Source organism: Pseudomonas umsongensis, from assembly GCF_002236105.1.
GTDB classification, from domain to species: Bacteria; Pseudomonadota; Gammaproteobacteria; order Pseudomonadales; family Pseudomonadaceae; genus Aquipseudomonas; species Aquipseudomonas umsongensis.
Genome location: NZ_NIWU01000002.1, coordinates 671,231 through 688,307, shown reverse-complemented (window position 1 = coordinate 688,307; position 17,077 = coordinate 671,231). Strand labels below are relative to the sequence as shown.

The 17,077-nt window shown below is 59.2% G+C and carries 13 protein-coding genes; 6 read left to right on the top strand and 7 right to left on the bottom strand.

Going from position 1 to position 17,077, the window contains the following annotated elements; genetic code table 11:
* Nucleotides 1-207: 207 nt before the first annotated feature.
* Both pcaK and pcaR read right to left on the bottom strand, forming a co-directional pair.
* Complete coding sequence (gene pcaK / locus PSUM_RS13460; RefSeq protein WP_083348364.1) at nucleotides 208-1,554, bottom strand: 4-hydroxybenzoate transporter PcaK; 1,347 nt, start codon at nucleotides 1,552-1,554, stop codon at nucleotides 208-210.
* Nucleotides 1,555-1,839: 285 nt separating this feature from the next.
* Nucleotides 1,840-2,682: a pca regulon transcriptional regulator PcaR gene (pcaR, locus tag PSUM_RS13455; RefSeq protein WP_020798338.1), complete on the bottom strand. Its 843-nt coding sequence runs from the start codon at nucleotides 2,680-2,682 to the stop codon at nucleotides 1,840-1,842.
* 421 nt (nucleotides 2,683-3,103) lie between these two features.
* Here pcaR and PSUM_RS31715 point away from each other — a divergent pair, with 421 nt between their 5' ends.
* From PSUM_RS31715 to PSUM_RS13445, 3 genes are all read left to right on the top strand, one after another.
* Nucleotides 3,104-3,259, top strand: a complete 156-nt coding sequence (locus PSUM_RS31715; protein WP_020798337.1) for a hypothetical protein — start codon at nucleotides 3,104-3,106, stop codon at nucleotides 3,257-3,259.
* 101 nt (nucleotides 3,260-3,360) lie between these two features.
* A complete protein-coding gene (locus tag PSUM_RS13450; RefSeq protein WP_008056863.1) occupies nucleotides 3,361-3,561 on the top strand; it encodes a hypothetical protein in 201 nt (66 codons plus the stop codon).
* A 376-nt stretch (nucleotides 3,562-3,937) separates the two neighbouring features.
* Complete coding sequence (locus tag PSUM_RS13445) at nucleotides 3,938-5,413, top strand: inorganic phosphate transporter (RefSeq protein ID WP_020798335.1); 1,476 nt, start codon at nucleotides 3,938-3,940, stop codon at nucleotides 5,411-5,413.
* A 268-nt stretch (nucleotides 5,414-5,681) separates the two neighbouring features.
* On the opposite strand, the gene ccoM is transcribed toward PSUM_RS13445, so the two are convergent.
* The 3 genes from ccoM to PSUM_RS13435 form a co-directional block, all read right to left on the bottom strand.
* A complete protein-coding gene (ccoM, locus tag PSUM_RS32365; protein ID WP_008056860.1) occupies nucleotides 5,682-5,798 on the bottom strand; it encodes a cytochrome c oxidase subunit CcoM in 117 nt (38 codons plus the stop codon).
* A 143-nt stretch (nucleotides 5,799-5,941) separates the two neighbouring features.
* Nucleotides 5,942-6,103 (bottom strand): hypothetical protein, encoded by a 162-nt coding sequence (locus PSUM_RS31845; protein ID WP_008016476.1) that lies wholly within the window; start codon nucleotides 6,101-6,103, stop codon nucleotides 5,942-5,944.
* A 99-nt stretch (nucleotides 6,104-6,202) separates the two neighbouring features.
* Nucleotides 6,203-6,544 carry an aspartate-semialdehyde dehydrogenase gene (locus tag PSUM_RS13435; protein ID WP_083348363.1) on the bottom strand — a complete coding sequence of 114 codons (342 nt, stop codon included), beginning with the start codon at nucleotides 6,542-6,544 and terminating at the stop codon, nucleotides 6,203-6,205.
* A gap of 232 nt (nucleotides 6,545-6,776) precedes the next feature.
* Here PSUM_RS13435 and rapA point away from each other — a divergent pair, with 232 nt between their 5' ends.
* Nucleotides 6,777-9,623: an RNA polymerase-associated protein RapA gene (gene rapA / locus PSUM_RS13430; protein WP_020798332.1), complete on the top strand. Its 2,847-nt coding sequence runs from the start codon at nucleotides 6,777-6,779 to the stop codon at nucleotides 9,621-9,623.
* A gap of 175 nt (nucleotides 9,624-9,798) precedes the next feature.
* Here the strand turns inward: rapA and PSUM_RS13425 are convergent, their stop codons facing one another.
* On the bottom strand, nucleotides 9,799-11,148 hold the full coding sequence (locus PSUM_RS13425) for a spinster family MFS transporter (protein ID WP_020798331.1): 1,350 nt from the start codon (nucleotides 11,146-11,148) through the stop codon (nucleotides 9,799-9,801).
* A 293-nt stretch (nucleotides 11,149-11,441) separates the two neighbouring features.
* Here PSUM_RS13425 and PSUM_RS13420 point away from each other — a divergent pair, with 293 nt between their 5' ends.
* Nucleotides 11,442-13,658, top strand: coding sequence for a putative bifunctional diguanylate cyclase/phosphodiesterase (locus PSUM_RS13420; RefSeq protein ID WP_033045398.1), 2,217 nt, complete (start codon nucleotides 11,442-11,444; stop codon nucleotides 13,656-13,658).
* Here PSUM_RS13420 and PSUM_RS13415 read toward each other — a convergent pair.
* Complete coding sequence (locus tag PSUM_RS13415) at nucleotides 13,615-14,508, bottom strand: NAD(P)-dependent oxidoreductase (RefSeq protein ID WP_083348362.1); 894 nt, start codon at nucleotides 14,506-14,508, stop codon at nucleotides 13,615-13,617. The genes PSUM_RS13420 and PSUM_RS13415 overlap by 44 nt on opposite strands.
* Nucleotides 14,509-14,703: 195 nt before the next feature.
* Here PSUM_RS13415 and PSUM_RS13410 point away from each other — a divergent pair, with 195 nt between their 5' ends.
* Complete coding sequence (locus PSUM_RS13410; RefSeq protein WP_020798328.1) at nucleotides 14,704-16,899, top strand: hypothetical protein; 2,196 nt, start codon at nucleotides 14,704-14,706, stop codon at nucleotides 16,897-16,899.
* Nucleotides 16,900-17,077 lie beyond the last annotated feature (178 nt).

Genomic DNA, 17,077 nt, shown 5'->3' with positions numbered 1-17,077 from the left:
GTGGTTAAAGATTAAGCGCGTGCCCCACACCAAACAATCCGATAATCGACTGAGTGTTCGTTTATCGAACACATTGTTGTCAGGCTACCGTTTTATCTTGCTTCAAATGATCGCAGCCTGCGGCAGCTCCTACAGAGGGATGCATACACCTGTAGGAGCTGCCGCAGGCTGCGATCTTTGCTGCCACACCGCTATTTCAAGCCATGATCAGGTCGCATCCGCATGACTGACCACACCCTTGATCACCACTGCCGCAGTCGCCAAAGCCGCCGGAATCACCAGCGCCGTCAGCACTTGCTCGAAATTCCAGCCCAGGCCCAGCAGTGTCGCGCCCATCCATGCACCGAGGATCGCGCCGAAGCGGCCAATCCCGAGCATCCATGACACCCCGGTGGCACGCCCTTGAGTCGGATAAAACCGCGCCGCCAGCGAAGGCATCGCCGATTGCGCACCGTTGACACACATGCCCGCCACCAACACCAGGGTCGCCAGTAAGGTGATATTGCCCAGGCTCTGCCCTACCGCGTAGGCAAACACCCCGGCCAACAGATAGAAAGTACCGATGACCTTATGCGGATTGAAGCGATCCATGGCCCAGCCAACGCCCACCGCGCTCAACACCCCGCCGAACTGGAACAGCGCGCCGATGAACGCGGCCTGCTCCATGCTCGCACCGCTGTCGCGCATCAGGGTCGGCAGCCAGCTGGTCAGCAGGTAAACGATCACCAGGCCCATGAAGTAGGTCAGCCATAGCAGCAAGGTGCCGACGCTGTAGGTGCCGGAGAAGATCACGGCAAACACGTTGCGCGCCTTCACGGTTTTCTGTTCCGGCACGCTGAAGCTCGATGCCTGGGCCACTACCTTCGGGTCGATGGGTGCCAGCGTCTTGCGTACTTTGTCGGTGCCACGATTACGCACGACCAGAAAACGCGCCGATTCGGGTAGCCAGATCAGCAACACGACGCCGAGGATCAACGGCAGGATCCCGCCGATCAACAGCAAGCTATGCCAGCCGAACGCGGGGATCAGCTTGGCCGAAATGAATCCGCCACCGGCCATGCCCAGGTTGAAGCCGCAGAACATGCTGGTCACCAGCAGGGATTTCTTGCGCTCCGGGGTGTACTCCGACAACAGGGTCGTGGCGTTGGGCATGCCCGCGCCCAAGCCGAGGCCGGTCAGGAAGCGCAACACCAGCAACTGGTCGACGTTGGTGCTGTAGGCCGAAGCCAGGCTGAAGGCACCGAACAGCAGCACAGCCCCGACCAGAACGACCTTTCGCCCAAACCGGTCAGCCAGCGGCCCGGAGCCCAACGCCCCGAAGACCATGCCGATCAGCGCCGCACTCATCACCGGGCCAAGGCTGGCGCGATCGATACCCCAATCCTCGGACAGGGCGGGCGCGATGAAGCCCATCGCCGCCGTATCGAGACCATCGAGGAAGACAATCAGGAAACACAGGATCACCACTCGCCACTGATAGCGCGAAATGGGTTGGGCATTGATGAAGGACTGCACGTCGAGGCAGTTACCTACAGCAGACTGGGGCTGGTTCATTATTTTTTTCCACGCAAAGAACGCAGTCGAACAGATATCAACCTCTAACGAGGCTGTCACGAGAAAGGGGGAGCCGGGATCAGGTGATCGAGCTCCGGCAAAATAACCGGGGAGAACGGCGACAGTCAGGGAATGTGCGCATGGGTGCCTCTTCTCATTATTATGGGGTCGTCGTCCGGAGCCGGATCGAGATCGCCAGCGCCGGGTGGCGCTGGCGCGACATTAATGAGGCAAGGGAAAGAGCGTCAATTCGTCAAACGCGAGTCTGTGCGATTATCGAACAGCTTAGGAAAACAGCTGGGTACTGAGGTCACGACTGGCACTCAGCAGGCCGGGCAGGAAACGCTGCTCGAGCTCGCTGCGGCTAACCCGACCGGCGTGGGTACTGACGTTGAGAGCCGCGACCACCTGGCCGGAAGCGTCGTATACCGGGACGGCGATCGAACGTAGCCCCTGCTCGAGCTCTTGATCGACGATGCACCAACCCTGCTGACGTACTTCCTGCAGGCATTCGAGCAAGGCTTGGGGGGTATGAATGGTTCGACTGGTCTTGGCTTGCAGGTCGGCGTGGTCGAGATACTCGCGCAATGAACTGTCATCGAGGGCGGCGAGCAGGATCCTGCCCATCGACGTGCAATAGGCCGGCAGGCGCCCGCCCACCGAAAGGTCGACCGAAATCAGGCGCTGGGTGGTCGCCGAACGCGCGATATATAAAATGTCATCGCCTTCCAGGGTAGCCATGTTGCAGGCCTCGTGGAGTTGCTCGCTCATGCGGTCCAGGTAGGGTTGCGCAGAAACCGCCAGCGGCGTCGAGGACACATAGGCATGGCCCAGGGTCAGGACTTTGGGCAACAACGAATACGTTCGGCCATCGGTCGTGGCATAACCGAGTTTGATCAGCGTGTGCAGGCAACGTCGCACGGCGGCGCGGGGAATTTCCGTACGATGGCTGATCTGCGCAATGGTCAAGTGCCGCTTGCGCTCCTGGAAGGCTTGCACCACGGCCAGTCCACGCGCCAGCGAGGTCATGAAATCCGGATCACCGGTCAGGGCCTGGATGCGCTTGGCGGGTGAAGCGACGATCGGCGGTGCCACCGAAGCGAAGGAGTTGCGCAGTTGATCGTTCATACAAGGTCCTTTTCCCGGACGGATCGGCGAGCTATTACAGGGCACTGGGTGCAGGGTATACAAGCCCGACTCGGTATCATCGGGCGATTATCGAACCATTGCGCGATAATCGCAACCGATGCTGCTCACGACGCAATCGCCCATGCAGCCATCGATACAAGTTTTTTTGTGCAAGCGCTGCAGACTTCATGACGCAATGTAACTGTCTTAAGTTGTGCGACTTAATGACGTCAGAAAGACATCACCGTAGTGTGGCATCCTCCTATGCCCTAGTTGCCAGTTACGGTTATGGGTAAAAAACAATCACACATCAAGATCCACTTTTAACTCTCTCGTGATAGTGTTCTGTAAATCGCTCGCTATAATGTAGTTCAGTAGCCATTCGGATTTTTATTGGCCGATACCGCTACCCGGTGGCGCGATGTTCCATCGCCGCTCTCCACAGCAAGCACCTGACGCCGACTGCATCCGCATCGCGCCAACGCGCTCGCTGAAACAGGATCTGATGCTACGTCAGCTGTTTATCTCTGGTGCCGTGGCCGCCTGCAACATGGAAGTAATGATCGCCCTGTCGTAAACGCGATGCCTGCAAAGGCTTTTTGCATTCGATGCGTGCGGTCAATACATCAGGTGCAGTGCGTTTCACCAGAACTCATCTCATCTCAATCAGGTAGCACCGTGACAAAAGACGAACTGCGCGCGGAACTTGAGCGCCAGGAACAACGTTACAAGGAAGTTTACGGCGGGGAAGTCACCACCTACGCCGCCCAGCCAGAACCGGAACGCAAGCCATGGCGCAAACGCGCCACCGTTCAGGATCAGGTTTTCAAGCAAGAACTGGAAAAAATGGAAAAGGAACTCAAAGCCGAGGAGCCATGAAGGCCTGGGCTTGAATGCCTGCCGGGGTCTGCGTTGCATCCGTTAAAAGCGGAATGTATAGATATTGCCTTTTGCGCCCGCTACGAGCGGGCAGCGGCCGCCTTGCCCACCGGACGAGGTCGAAGGCTCGAATCTGACCCTTTTTTCAGAAATTTCATACAAGCATGCTCACCCCCCCTTCAGGTGAGGCAAACCCCTGTGCCTGCGGGCTTCTCAAAGAAATTCAATCACTTGCAAAACCCTGTAATTCACGGGGGTTATCGGCACCGTTGCAAAATAATTCGTTGAAGAATGTTACCGATGAGCAGCAAGTGCATCGATTTCCAGTCTTTTCTGGCATAATCGCGCCCCCTTATGACCGGGTCAGAAAACCTTCATGATCGATTTATTCAGCGGACTGGATGCTTGGGTGCTTGTGAGCCTCTTGCTCGCCCTGGCTTTTGTCCTCGCCTTCGAGTTCATCAATGGATTTCATGACACCGCTAACGCGGTAGCCACTGTTATCTACACCAAAGCCATGCCCCCACATCTGGCGGTGTTCTTTTCCGGTGTGTTCAATTTCCTCGGCGTATTGCTCGGTGGCGTGGGCGTGGCGTATGCCATTGTTCACCTGCTACCGGTTGAACTGCTGATCAACGTGAACACCGGCCACGGCCTGGCAATGGTTTTCTCGCTGCTCGCGGCGGCCATCACCTGGAACCTGGGCACTTGGTACTTCGGTATCCCGGCCTCCAGCTCCCACACGCTGATCGGTTCGATCCTCGGCGTAGGCCTGGCCAATGCCTTGATCAACGATATTGCGTTGGCCGACGGGGTGAACTGGCAGAAGGCGATCGATATCGCCATGTCGCTGGTGTTCTCGCCGATGGCAGGCTTCCTGATTGCCGCGCTGATTTTGATCGGCCTTAAATGGTGGCGTCCGCTGTCGAAGATGCACAAGACGCCGGAACAGCGCCGCAAGATCGACGACAAGAAACACCCGCCGTTCTGGAACCGCCTGGTGCTGGTGATCTCCGCCATGGCCGTGAGCTTCGTGCACGGTTCCAACGATGGCCAGAAAGGTATCGGCCTGATCATGCTGGTGCTGATCGGTATCGTGCCGGCGCAATTCGTGCTCGACCTGAACAGCACCACCTACCAGATCGAACGTACCCGCGATGCCACCTTGCACTTGAGCCAGTTCTACAAGCGCAATGCCGACTCCCTGGGCGAGTTCCTGGCACTGGGCAAAAGCGTCGAAGGCGATCTGCCGGAGAAATTCCGCTGCAACCCGCAGCAGACCGAACCGACCATCGACGCTCTGCTTGGCACACTCAAAGGTGTATCTGACTACCACTCGCTGTCGTCGGAAAGCCGCATCGAAGTACGCCGTTACCTGCTGTGCCTGGACGACACGGCGAAGAAAGTCAGCAAGTTGCCAATCCTGGGCGCCCGGGAAAAGGCTGACCTCGACAAGTTGCGCAAGGACCTGACCACCACCACCGAATACGCTCCGTTCTGGGTCATTCTGGCGGTCGCCCTGGCCTTGGGCCTGGGTACCATGGTTGGCTGGAAACGCGTGGTGCTGACCATCGGCGAGAAGATCGGCAAGCAAGGCATGACCTATTCCCAAGGCATGTCGGCGCAGATCACCACGGCGAGCCTGATCGGCATGGCCAACATCTTCAGCCTGCCAGTGTCCACCACCCACGTCCTGTCCTCGGGCGTGGCCGGCACCATGGTCGCCAACAAAAGCGGCCTGCAAGGCGGCACCGTCAAGACCATCCTGCTGGCCTGGGTATTGACCCTGCCAGCCACGGTCGCCCTGTCGGCCGGCCTGTTCTGGCTGGCGTCGAAGGCACTGGGTAGCTGATACGCAGTCGTACGAAAAAAGGCGCGCTCCGTGAGGACCGCGCCTTTTTTATTACCGCTTTCATTCAATCACCACTGTTCCAATGTGGGAGCGAGCCTGCTCGCGAAAGCGACTAACCTGTCGCCATTTTCATTGCGACGACCTCCGTCTTCGCGAGCAGGCTCGCTCCCACATTGGGCTTGCTACGTCTCGACAGGAATCGCAGACAAAAAAAAGGGCAACCGAAGTTGCCCAAAATGCCTTGCGTGCTCATTGCATCCAGAAAGACCTACGGCTTTTTGCGCTTGTGCGAGTCTTTCCAGATAAAGAATCCGAACCCTGCAAAAAACACCAACATGAGGCTGACGGTCAGCACTCCGGCGATCACCACGTTGTCGAAAAACATGACGCGTCTCCTGCAGTTGCCCTGTTGCGATGGAGCCAAGGTAACCATTTGGGCAGGAGAGAATATTGACCGGGATCAATGTTGCCCGGGACCGGGCATAGAAGGAGGGAAAAACTGACCTGCATCAATCGATGCAGGGGGATTCAACGCTTTTTCGGTTTGTTCTTCGGCTTTTTCTTCGCCTTGCCCAACGGCATGGCCTGCTCGAACGCCTGGCGCACTTCATTCAGGCGCTTGTCGTTGAGATCGTGGACACGCTTGGCGCGTTCGGCATTAAGGTCGATCAGCTTGTCATCTTGGCTCATGGCGTCAGTGCATCGCTTGAAATGAAATTCAATTGCCGCAGGTATCGGCGGGATTGTGCCAATAATGCGGTCTGGCGACGGCGCTGACCAGCCACCGGCTCAAATCTCGATATCGACCCACAGTCCCTGGCGAGGCTGGCCTTCCATCAACGGGGCCACCGGCACGGTGTTGTCGGCATTGAGTTCGTTACCCGGGATCGCCAGGTGCGCCTCAGGGTCTTCATCGGCCTCACGGCGGCGCCTTTGCTGCTCTTGCTTGCGCCGCTGCTCCTCGCGCAGCAGCAGGGCGGCCTCTTCTGGATCACGATGTTGCAGGTCGATGGTGCTGTCGCTGGCGCTTTCCTGCATCGGCACGACGGGCGCGATGTCCGGGCGCGGGCGGACCGGGTCGTGCTGGGAAGTGATCGGCACGGCACTCAAGGGGAGCATCGGTTGCAGCATATTTTTTCGGTCTCCTGTCTGCAGGCTGTCGGCCGCGGCGACGGCGACTTGAGCCATCGGTCGCAAACTGTGTGTCTATCGGCACGACAAGAACTGCCACAGGCTACGATTTCTTCAGCCTGGCAAGATCAAAGGATCGTAGCCCAAGGCAGTTCCCGCACAGGTATTCCTTTGGTCTGGAGACCTGATTCCGTTAAGATAGCCCGCTTTTTCAAGGTGGGAGTCAGGCAGCATGGCGCAGCAGTATCAACCGGGGCAACGCTGGATCAGTGACAGCGAAGCGGAGCTGGGTTTGGGCACCGTTCTGGCACAGGACGGCCGCTTGCTGACCGTGCTCTACCCGGCCACTGGCGACACTCGCCAGTACGCGCTACGGAATGCGCCCCTCACACGTGTACGGTTTTCGCCGGGTGACACCATCACTCACTTCGAAGGCTGGAAACTGACCGTTCGCGAAGTCGACGACATCGATGGCCTGCTGGTCTACCACGGCCTCAACGCGCAGAACGAAGTAGTCACCCTGCCGGAAACCCAACTGTCGAACTTCATCCAGTTCCGTCTCGCCAGCGACCGTCTGTTCGCCGGGCAGATCGACCCCCTGGCCTGGTTCGCCCTGCGCTATCACACTCTGGAACACACCAGCCGCCAACTGCAGTCGTCGCTGTGGGGCCTGGGTGGCGTGCGTGCGCAACCGATCGCGCACCAGCTGCACATCGCCCGCGAAGTGGCCGACCGGATTGCGCCACGGGTGTTGCTGGCAGACGAAGTAGGCCTGGGCAAAACCATTGAAGCCGGCCTGGTGATCCATCGCCAATTGCTCTCGGGCCGCGCCAATCGCGTGCTGATCCTGGTACCGGAAAACCTCCAGCACCAGTGGCTGGTAGAGATGCGCCGTCGCTTCAACCTGCAGGTCGCGCTGTTCGACGAAGAACGCTTCATCGAAAGCGATGCCTCCAACCCGTTCGAGGACACCCAGCTCGCCCTGGTGGCCCTGGAGTGGTTGGTCGACGACGAGAAAGCCCAGGACGCGCTGTTCGCAGCCGGTTGGGACTTGCTGGTGGTCGACGAAGCACATCACCTGGTGTGGCACGAAGATCAGGTCAGCCCTGAATACTCTCTGGTCGAGCAACTTGCTGAAACGATCCCGGGCGTCTTGCTGTTGACCGCAACCCCGGAACAGTTGGGCCAGGACAGTCACTTCGCGCGTTTGCGCCTGCTCGATCCGAACCGCTTCCACGACCTGGCCGCCTTCCGCGCCGAGAGCGAAAACTATCGCCCGGTGGCCGAGGCCGTTCAGGAACTGCTGGAAAAAGGTCGCCTGTCGCCGAAAGCCCATGAAACAATTCACGGCTTCCTCGGTAACGAAGGCGAAGCCCTGCTGACCGCCGTCAACGATGGCGACACCGAAGCCAGCGCCCGCCTGGTGCGCGAACTGCTGGACCGCCACGGCACCGGCCGCGTGCTGTTCCGTAATACCCGAGCGGCGGTCCAGGGTTTCCCGGAGCGCAAACTGCATCCTTACCCGCTGCCGTGCCCGGACGAATACCTTGAACTGCCACTGGGCGATCACGCCGAGCTGTACCCGGAAGTCAGCTTCCAGGCCCAGCCGGACGCTAGCGAAGAAGAGCGCTGGTGGAAATTCGACCCGCGTGTCGAGTGGCTGATCGACCAGTTGAAAATGCTCAAGCGCACCAAGGTGCTGGTGATCTGCGCCCATGCCGAAACCGCCATGGACCTGGAAGACGCGTTGCGCGTGCGTTCCGGCATCCCGGCCACGGTGTTCCACGAGGGCATGAACATCCTCGAGCGGGACCGCGCCGCCGCCTACTTCGCCGACGAAGAGTTTGGCGCGCAAGTGCTGATCTGCTCGGAAATCGGCAGTGAAGGCCGCAACTTCCAGTTCTCCCATCACCTGGTGCTGTTCGATCTGCCATCGCACCCGGACCTGCTTGAACAACGTATCGGCCGTCTGGACCGGATCGGCCAGAAGCACACGATCGAACTGCACGTGCCGTACCTGGAAACCAGCCCGCAAGAGCGCCTGTTCCAGTGGTACCACGAAGCCCTGAACGCGTTCCTCAATACCTGCCCGACCGGCAACGCCCTGCAGCATCAGTTTGGCCCGCGCCTGCTGCCGCTGCTCGAAGAAGCCGACGATGGCGAGTGGCAAGCGCTGATCGACGAAGCCCGTGCCGAGCGCGAGCGCCTGGAAGCCGAACTGCACACTGGCCGTGACCGCTTGCTGGAACTCAATTCCGGTGGTGCTGGCGAAGGCGATGCGCTGGTCGAAGCGATTCTTGAGCAAGACGACCAGTTCGCCCTGCCGATCTACATGGAAACCCTGTTCGATGCATTTGGCATCGACAGCGAAGACCATTCGGAAAACGCCCTGATCCTCAAGCCGAGCGAAAAAATGCTCGACGCCAGTTTCCCGCTGGGCGACGACGAAGGCGTGACCATCACCTACGACCGCAACCAGGCGCTGTCTCGCGAAGACATGCAGTTCATCACCTGGGAGCACCCGATGGTCCAGGGCGGCATGGACCTGGTGCTGTCCGGCTCCATGGGCAACACCGCCGTGGCGCTGATCAAGAACAAGGCGCTGAAACCTGGCACCGTGTTGCTGGAACTGCTCTACGTCAGTGAAGTGGTTGCCCCGCGCTCACTGCAACTGGGCCGCTACCTGCCGCCGGCCGCCCTGCGCTGCCTGCTCGATGCCAATGGCAACGACCTGTCGGCCCGGGTGTCGTTCGAGACCTTGAACGATCAACTGGAAAGCGTGCCGCGCGCCAGCGCCAACAAGTTCATCCAGGCCCAGCGCGATCAGTTGACGCCACGGATCAACGCTGGCGAGGACAAGATCTACCCACGTCACGCCGAACGTGTGGCAGAGGCGCAACGCCGCCTGGCCGCCGATACCGAAGAAGAACTGGCACGCCTGACCGCGCTGCAAGCGGTCAACCCGACCGTTCGTGACAGCGAACTGGTTGCCTTGCGCAAGCAACGCGAACAAGGCCTGGCGATGCTCGACAAGGCTGCGCTGCGACTGGAAGCGATCCGGGTGTTGGTGGCGGGTTAAGCCCCCCCTGCTCCACCGCTTGAACGATCAGGCCCGCAGCGATGCGGGCCTGATCGTTCCCACGCTCTGCGTGGGAATACCTCAAGGGACGCTCCGCGTTCCAGCTCTCGAAAGGGACGCGAAGCGTCCCGGGCTGCATTCCTTTGCTGCGCGTGGGAGCGATCAACGCAAGTGGCTACGCAGTCGCCGCAGAACCCACCGGCTCAACCACCGCCACCAACCCGTCCTTCATCCGCTTGGCATCTTTCACAAAACACCGCGACGCCAACACCAGAAACACCATGGTGAAAAACAGCGCCACCGGAATCAGGTACATCGCGTCATGCAGGCCGACCGCCTTGAACGCCTCGGTCATCTGCCCGGCACCGGCCGAGAGCATCGCCGTGTGGGCAAAGTGATCGGACAACGCGCCCACCACGACCGGTCCAAGACCACCACCCAGCAAGTACAACCCGGCAAAGAACAGCGCCATGGCCGTCGCCCGCAACCGCGGCTCGACCACGTCCTGAATCGCCGTGTAGACGCAGGTATAAAAGTTATAGGCAAACAACCAACCCAGGCTGAACACCGCCACGAATACGCCGATCTCTATTCGCCCAGAATGCAGCGCCCACGCCGTGCACAGCGTTGAAATGATCAGGCTGAACGCGGCGAACAGCAGGCGACCGTTGGCGACGCGCTGGTGGATCTTGTCCGCCACCCAACCGCCCAGTGTCAGTCCGAACAACCCTGTCACGCCGACGATCACCCCGGTCGCCACCGCAGCCTCCTGCAACGGCATCAGGAAATAACGCTGCAGCATTGGCACAAGGAACGAGTTACAGGCATAGGTGGCGAAGTTGAAACAAAGTCCAGCCATTACCAGCCACAGGAATGTCGGCACCGCCAGCACCCGGCGAATCGGTCGATCAATCTTCTCCTGCGACACCTGCACGCTTTCAGCCGCGCCGCGTTTCGGTTCCTTGATGAAAAACATGAAGATCGCCAGGATCAGTCCCGGTACTGCGGCAATAAAGAATGGAGCACGCCAGCTGTCGAAAGCCTTGACCATCGCGCCGATGGTGAAGAACGCCAGCAACAAGCCCAACGGCAGTCCGAGCATGAATATACCCATGGCCCGCGCCCGGCGATGCGCCGGGAACAAGTCGCCGATCAGCGAGTTGGCGGCCGGTGCGTAACTGGCTTCACCGATGCCGATGCCCATGCGCACGATCAGGAAACTCCAGAAGCTGCCGACCATGCCGTTGACGGCGGTCAGGCCGCTCCAAGCCGCCAGGCCCCACCCCATTAACTTGCTGCGCGAGCCGGTATCGGCCATTCGTCCCAGTGGCAGGCCGGCGATCGCGTAGACAATAGTGAAGGCAGTACCGATGATCCCCAGTTGAAAGTCGCTGAGCTGCCACTCCATGCGGATCGGCTCAATGATGATGGCTGGGATCGTGCGGTCGAAGAAGTTGAACAGGTTGGCCAGGAACAGCAGGAACAGAATGCGCCAGGCATTCGCCGCTTGGGTCGAGTTCTGCATGGGTCCGTCTCTTTTATTGTTATGGGGGCTTCACTGCCAGTGCATCCGAGCCCGGAACCTGCAATCTAGTCAGGCAGGCCGGGACTGTCTGTAATTATTCGTAAAGCTGATACCCGCCCATGGGGACAGACGCGGCCCAGGCAACATTTTATTTCCAAACGAACTAAGGTCCATTCCAAAATCATTGGTAGACAATGTGCCACCATCGCTTGCGTTCAATCCATGGCCTCTATACTCCAAGACATTCGCCAGCGTTGATAACGTCGGCAGGGAGACAAACACGGGGCATGCTAATGGAGTGGCTTGGTCTGCATTTCACTACAGAGCTAGCAGAAAGCGGACAGGTCATACTCCAATGTGTACATGACCCTTTTCTGGTGCTGCTGGCGTATCTGGTCGCCTGCGCCAGCTGTTTTGCCACGCTGGATATGGCCGAACGGATCAATCATGCGCAAAAACCAGCGTCCCAACGCCTCTGGCGCTGGATCGGCGCCGGATGCCTGGCCGGCGGAATCTGGGCCATGCACTTCATTGGCATGTTGGCGTTCCAGGCGCCGATCGACGTTCATTATCATTTGCCCATCACACTCTTGTCGCTACTGATCGCCCTGTGTGCGTCGTGGCTGGCGATGCACACCCTCAGCTTGCCTACCCTGAATTTTCGACAATGCTGCAAGGCGTCGATCATCATTGGCCTGGGCATCGCCACCATGCACTACGTGGGCATGGCCGCCATGCGCTCGCAAGCCACGGCCTACTACCATCCGGGGCTGTTCATCCTTTCGATCATGATCGCCATCGGAGCCAGTCTGGCAGCACTGCTGCTGGCGAGCTACCTGCGTAATGGCTTGGGTATTTTTCACCAACTGCGCAAATGCGCCGCCAGCCTGGTACTGGGCGCAGGCATCATGAGCCTGCATTTCACCGGCATGGCCGCCTTCGACCTGGCCCTGCCAACTGGCAGCCAGTTAACCCAGCCAGGCGAAAATAACCATCTGCAATTGGGCCTGACGGTAGCCGTCATGACGCTCCTGATAATAGGCAGCTGCATCAGTGCGGCATTGGCTGACAAGAAGCTGCAGCACAAGGATCGCGATCTGCTGCGGGTGAATTCGCTACTCACCCAACTGGACCAGGCGCGGATGTCCCTGCAACAGGTGGCGCACTATGACGCCCTGACCAATCTGCTCAACCGTCGCGGGTTCAATCAGCTCTTCGCCGAAAAGCTCCTGGAGCGCACTCACGCAGGCGGCATGCTCGCCGTCCTGTTCCTCGACATCGACCATTTCAAGCGTATCAACGACAGCCTCGGCCACGATGCCGGCGATGAATTGCTCAAGGTGCTCGCCCGGCACATCAAAAGTTCAGTGCGCAGTCATGACGATGTGGTAGCACGTTTTGGCGGCGACGAATTCTGCATTCTCATCGACCTGCATGACCGTGATGAGGCGCGACAGATGGCCCAGCGCATCATGCTGAAAATGAAGGAACCCATCGAGCTGTCCGGGCGGCGCATGGTCATGACCACCAGCATCGGCATCAGCGTATTTCCCGAAGACGGCAAGACCTGTGAAGAACTGCTGAAAAACGCCGACCTGGCGCTCTATCAATCCAAGGACGGTGGCCGTAATGGCCTGAATTTCTTCAGTGCCAACCTCAAGGCACGCGCCATGCTCGAACTGCAAATGGAGGAAGAGTTGCGCCACGCCCTGCGCGAAGACACCGGCCTGATGCTCTATTACCAACCGATCCTTGACCTCAAGACCGACCAGGTCAGCAAGCTCGAAGCGTTGATCCGCTGGCAACACCCCGTCCACGGATTCCTCGCGCCGGACCGCTTCATTGGCATAGCGGAGGCCAATGGGCTGATTACCGAGCTGGACAACTGGGTGCTGCGCAAGGCTTGCGCCGACCTGGGCGAGCTGGCGCGCCAGGGCTGCGGGCACTTGAAGATTGCCATCAATTGCTCACCCCTGACCCTGGCACGCGAAGAATTGAGCGACGAAATCTCACTGGCATTGCGCAGCGCCGGGGTGGAGCCCCATCGACTGGAGCTGGAGGTCACCGAAAGCGCTCTGATGGGCAACATTGCCGAGACGCTGGTGCTGCTGCAGCAGATACGCGCCCTCGGCGTTTCGTTGTCGATCGATGACTTCGGCACCGGTTATTCATCCCTGGCTTACCTCAAGCGCTTACCACTGAACACGCTGAAGATCGACCGTTCATTCATCCAGGACATTCCGAAATCCACCCAGGACATGGAGATCGTCCAGGCCATTATCGTCATGGCCCACACCCTGCATCTGGAGGTGGTTACCGAAGGCGTAGAAACCTTCGAGCAGTACCAGTTTCTCGAATGCCACGGCTGCGATTTCGTCCAGGGCTACCTGCTCAGCCGCCCGATACCTTTGACCGAACTGCAACCGGTGCTGAACGAAATCAACCAGCGCAAGCATTCGTACAGCGTCAGGCGCTTGGGTCTGGCTCACGGTACATCTGCACTAACGTAGACGGGTCCTTCTCCAGGAAACCCTGCCCCCCGTGCAGGCGCATCAATTGCGCGGCCAAGCCACTGATCGGCGTCGCCGAACCCTGTTCGCGGGAAAATTTCACCGCACCGTCCAGATCCTTGAGCAAGGTCCGCACGTGCCATTTGACCGGTTCGAAACGGCTCTCGGCCATTTGCGGAGCCAGGAACTGCAACGGCCTGGAATCGGCAAACCCACCGGCCAATGCCTCGGCGATCAGGCGGGCGTCGACCCCGGAGCGTTCCGCCAAGGCCACCACTTCGGCGATGACCAGCGCATTGCAGGCAACAATCATCTGGTTGCAGGCCTTGGTCACCTGCCCTGCGCCCACGGCGCCCATGTGCGTCACCCGCTGGCCGAGATTCAACAAGACCGGCTTGACCCGCTCAAGGTCTTCCACGGTGCCGCCGACCATGATCGCCAGGCTACCCGCTTCGGCACCCACCACACCACCGGACACCGGCGCATCCAGCCAGCCCATGCCCGTTTTGCCAAGCTCTGTCGCCATTTCCCGGGTCGCCGTGGGCTCCAGGCTGGAAAAATCTACCAGCAGTTGATCCTTCTTCGCGCCTTCGGCAATGCCCGACTTGCCGAAAACCACCTCGCGAACCACCGCGGTATCCGCCAGGCACAACATGACCACCTCGGCGTGCTGGCACAACTCGGCAGGCGTGGCGACCTGGCGTGCCCCGGCTTCAACCAGCGGCGCGCACTTGGCCGGATTGCGGTTCCACACCGCCAGCGGATACCCCGCGGCGAGCAAACGCCGGCACATCGGCAGGCCCATCAGGCCGATTCCGGCAAATCCCAGGGCCGGTAGCGTTGACATCATTTTGCCTCCTTTGGATTAAAGAACACTGAATATTGGCCGATTCTTCAAGACGCAGGAAAGGATTCCGCCGAGCGACGCGCAAGCTGACTGCGCCGCCCGGGACTAATACGCGCTGATAAAAGACGCGAGTTCTCATTCCGTGATGGTCGACGACAGTATGCCGCCCGACCAACCAGCCCAGGTACATGGCGAACAATGACTTCCAAAAACAACCCGGCCCCTGCGCTTTCCGACCTGACGCTGAGCCCGGCGGCGAACAGCCCCGCACCGTCGAAGCCATTGACACCGTCGCGCCCGCTCGCGACCCAGCAATACCTGTACTTCACCGAAACCAATACCGATCGCATCCTCGACAACCTCGACGGCCTGCGCGACATGGTATTCCCCCGCCCACCGCATCTGGAAGGCGACAACGAACAACACAACGACCAGCAATTCCCGTCGGTGTGCCTTATTGGCCTGGGCCGCTGCGGTTCGAACATCGCGCTGGATGTCGCAGAACTGGTCTACAACGCCCGCAAGTTCTACCTCAACGAATTCAACAACGACGATCGCCTCTCGCCAGACAAACGCTATGCGGAAAAAGGCTACAGCCCGGCGCAGTGGATTCGTAACAACTTGCGCCTGGGGTCGAACAAGGCCACCAAGCCGGTGTTCCTGGTAGAACCCCTGGTGATGCTGGGCGACCTGGACAAAGACATTGCGGGGCGTATCCGCTTCTCGCGCAAGGGCGAAAAGAGCGGGTTCCTGCGTGACTACAGCAAGATGAAGATCATGGACCTGTCGGAAGTCCATGCCGGGGGTGCCGGTAACGCACCGATCCTCGGACAGTACCTGGCCAAGATTATCCTGAACAAGGACACCCAGCGCTTCTCCAGCCCGGACTGGAAGATGATTCACTCGTACTTGATCGACAGCTGTGGCATCAAGGCCAACCAGTCGCGCCTGTATTTTTCGATCTTCAGTGCCGGTGGCGGCACCGGTTCGGGCATGGCCTCGGAGTTCGGCCTGGCCCAGCAACACTCGTACATGAACAAGACGTTCGACACCAAGCCGATGGACGAGCACGACAGCAAGAGCGGCCATGCCTTCGTCTTCGAGCCGATCTTTACCAGCGGTATCTGCGTACTGCCGAACATCTCCGATCACCGCAGTGAAATGTCCGAAGCGCTGCACATCAACGCCGGTCGCCTGCTGTGCAAATACCTATCGGAAGAGTGGGACTTCTCCTACAACTTCGCCAACGAAGACAGCAGCGAAGCCAGTGTCATGGGACGTATCCGCCCATGGAACGCCATGATGCTGATTTCCAATGACATCATGCGTTATGCCGAAGAAAGCGATGACGGCAACATCCAGAACATCGACGTCAACGCCATGGAAAAGCATGCCAACCAGTACATCTCGCAGCAGATCTTCAACATCCTGACCGCGCAGGCAGTCACGACCGATTACGACCAGAACTATTTCCGGCGTGCCGGCATCGACATCGGCGAAACCATTCGCCTGGATGCCAACGACCTGTTCATGAGTCTGGCCGGCCCCGTGGCGATTGCCTACGCCGAGTCCGTGGTGCCTGAAACCCAGGCGCCTACCGGCGACAAGTTCAAGGTGTTCGAAAAAGAGCCACAGCGCCTGAACATCGACGATCTGTTCTTCCGCTCCATCGACCTGCCGCACTTCAACAAGGTCACCCAGGCCATCGAAGGCATCAGCCTGTTGCCGATCGAGTCCAAGCGCTATCGTGCGTCGCTGGAGCAATACAAGAATTCGGGATATGACGCGGCAGCCCTGCACGACCTGCACTTCTTCAAGAACTGTTCGTCGGTGGTGTCAATCGTTTCCCTGCCCAAGGACTACAAGCTGTCCTACATGGACCTGAACCGGCTGAAGACGCACCTCAACAACCTGTTCCCCAACACCACGCTCAAGCGTTATGCGTTGGTGATCGGTGCCTCGGCCAACCTGTCGCTGACCACCCTGATCGCCAAGAGCCCATGCCTGTCGGACGATTTCCTGACCTTGATCGTGGCGTTCATCAAGCGTTGCTTTGCGCGTGCGCCTTACCGCTTCGATGACACCCTGGACAACTCGGTCCTGGACTTCATCATCAACGAACAATTCGATGAAGACCTGATCGACGACCTGCTCAACGAGTTCGAGAACCCGGCGAAAATTCTTGATACCAATTGGTATGCGATCAAACCGATGTACGAGAAGAAGTATCGCGAGCTGATCAACGACAAGGACAAGTTTGTCTCGATCAACGATATCCGCCTGTCACGCGACTGCGTGAAGAAAGCGATCAAGTACCTGCGTGAGATCTATCGTCACCGGATTGGCAAGACCAAGGTGATTTCGTTGAATAACCATACGGGTAGAACCGCTTAATCCGTGGCACGCCCATTCGCGAGCAGGCTCGCTCCCACAGTTGACCGCGTACCTTCTGGGTAAATGCGATCCCTGTGGGAGCGAGCCTGCTCGCGAAGGCGCGCGCGCGCGAAACAATTGGGCAGTCGTTTAATTGCCTACCCAACTGTTCCCGTTACGTTTACGTCACCGTGAAGCG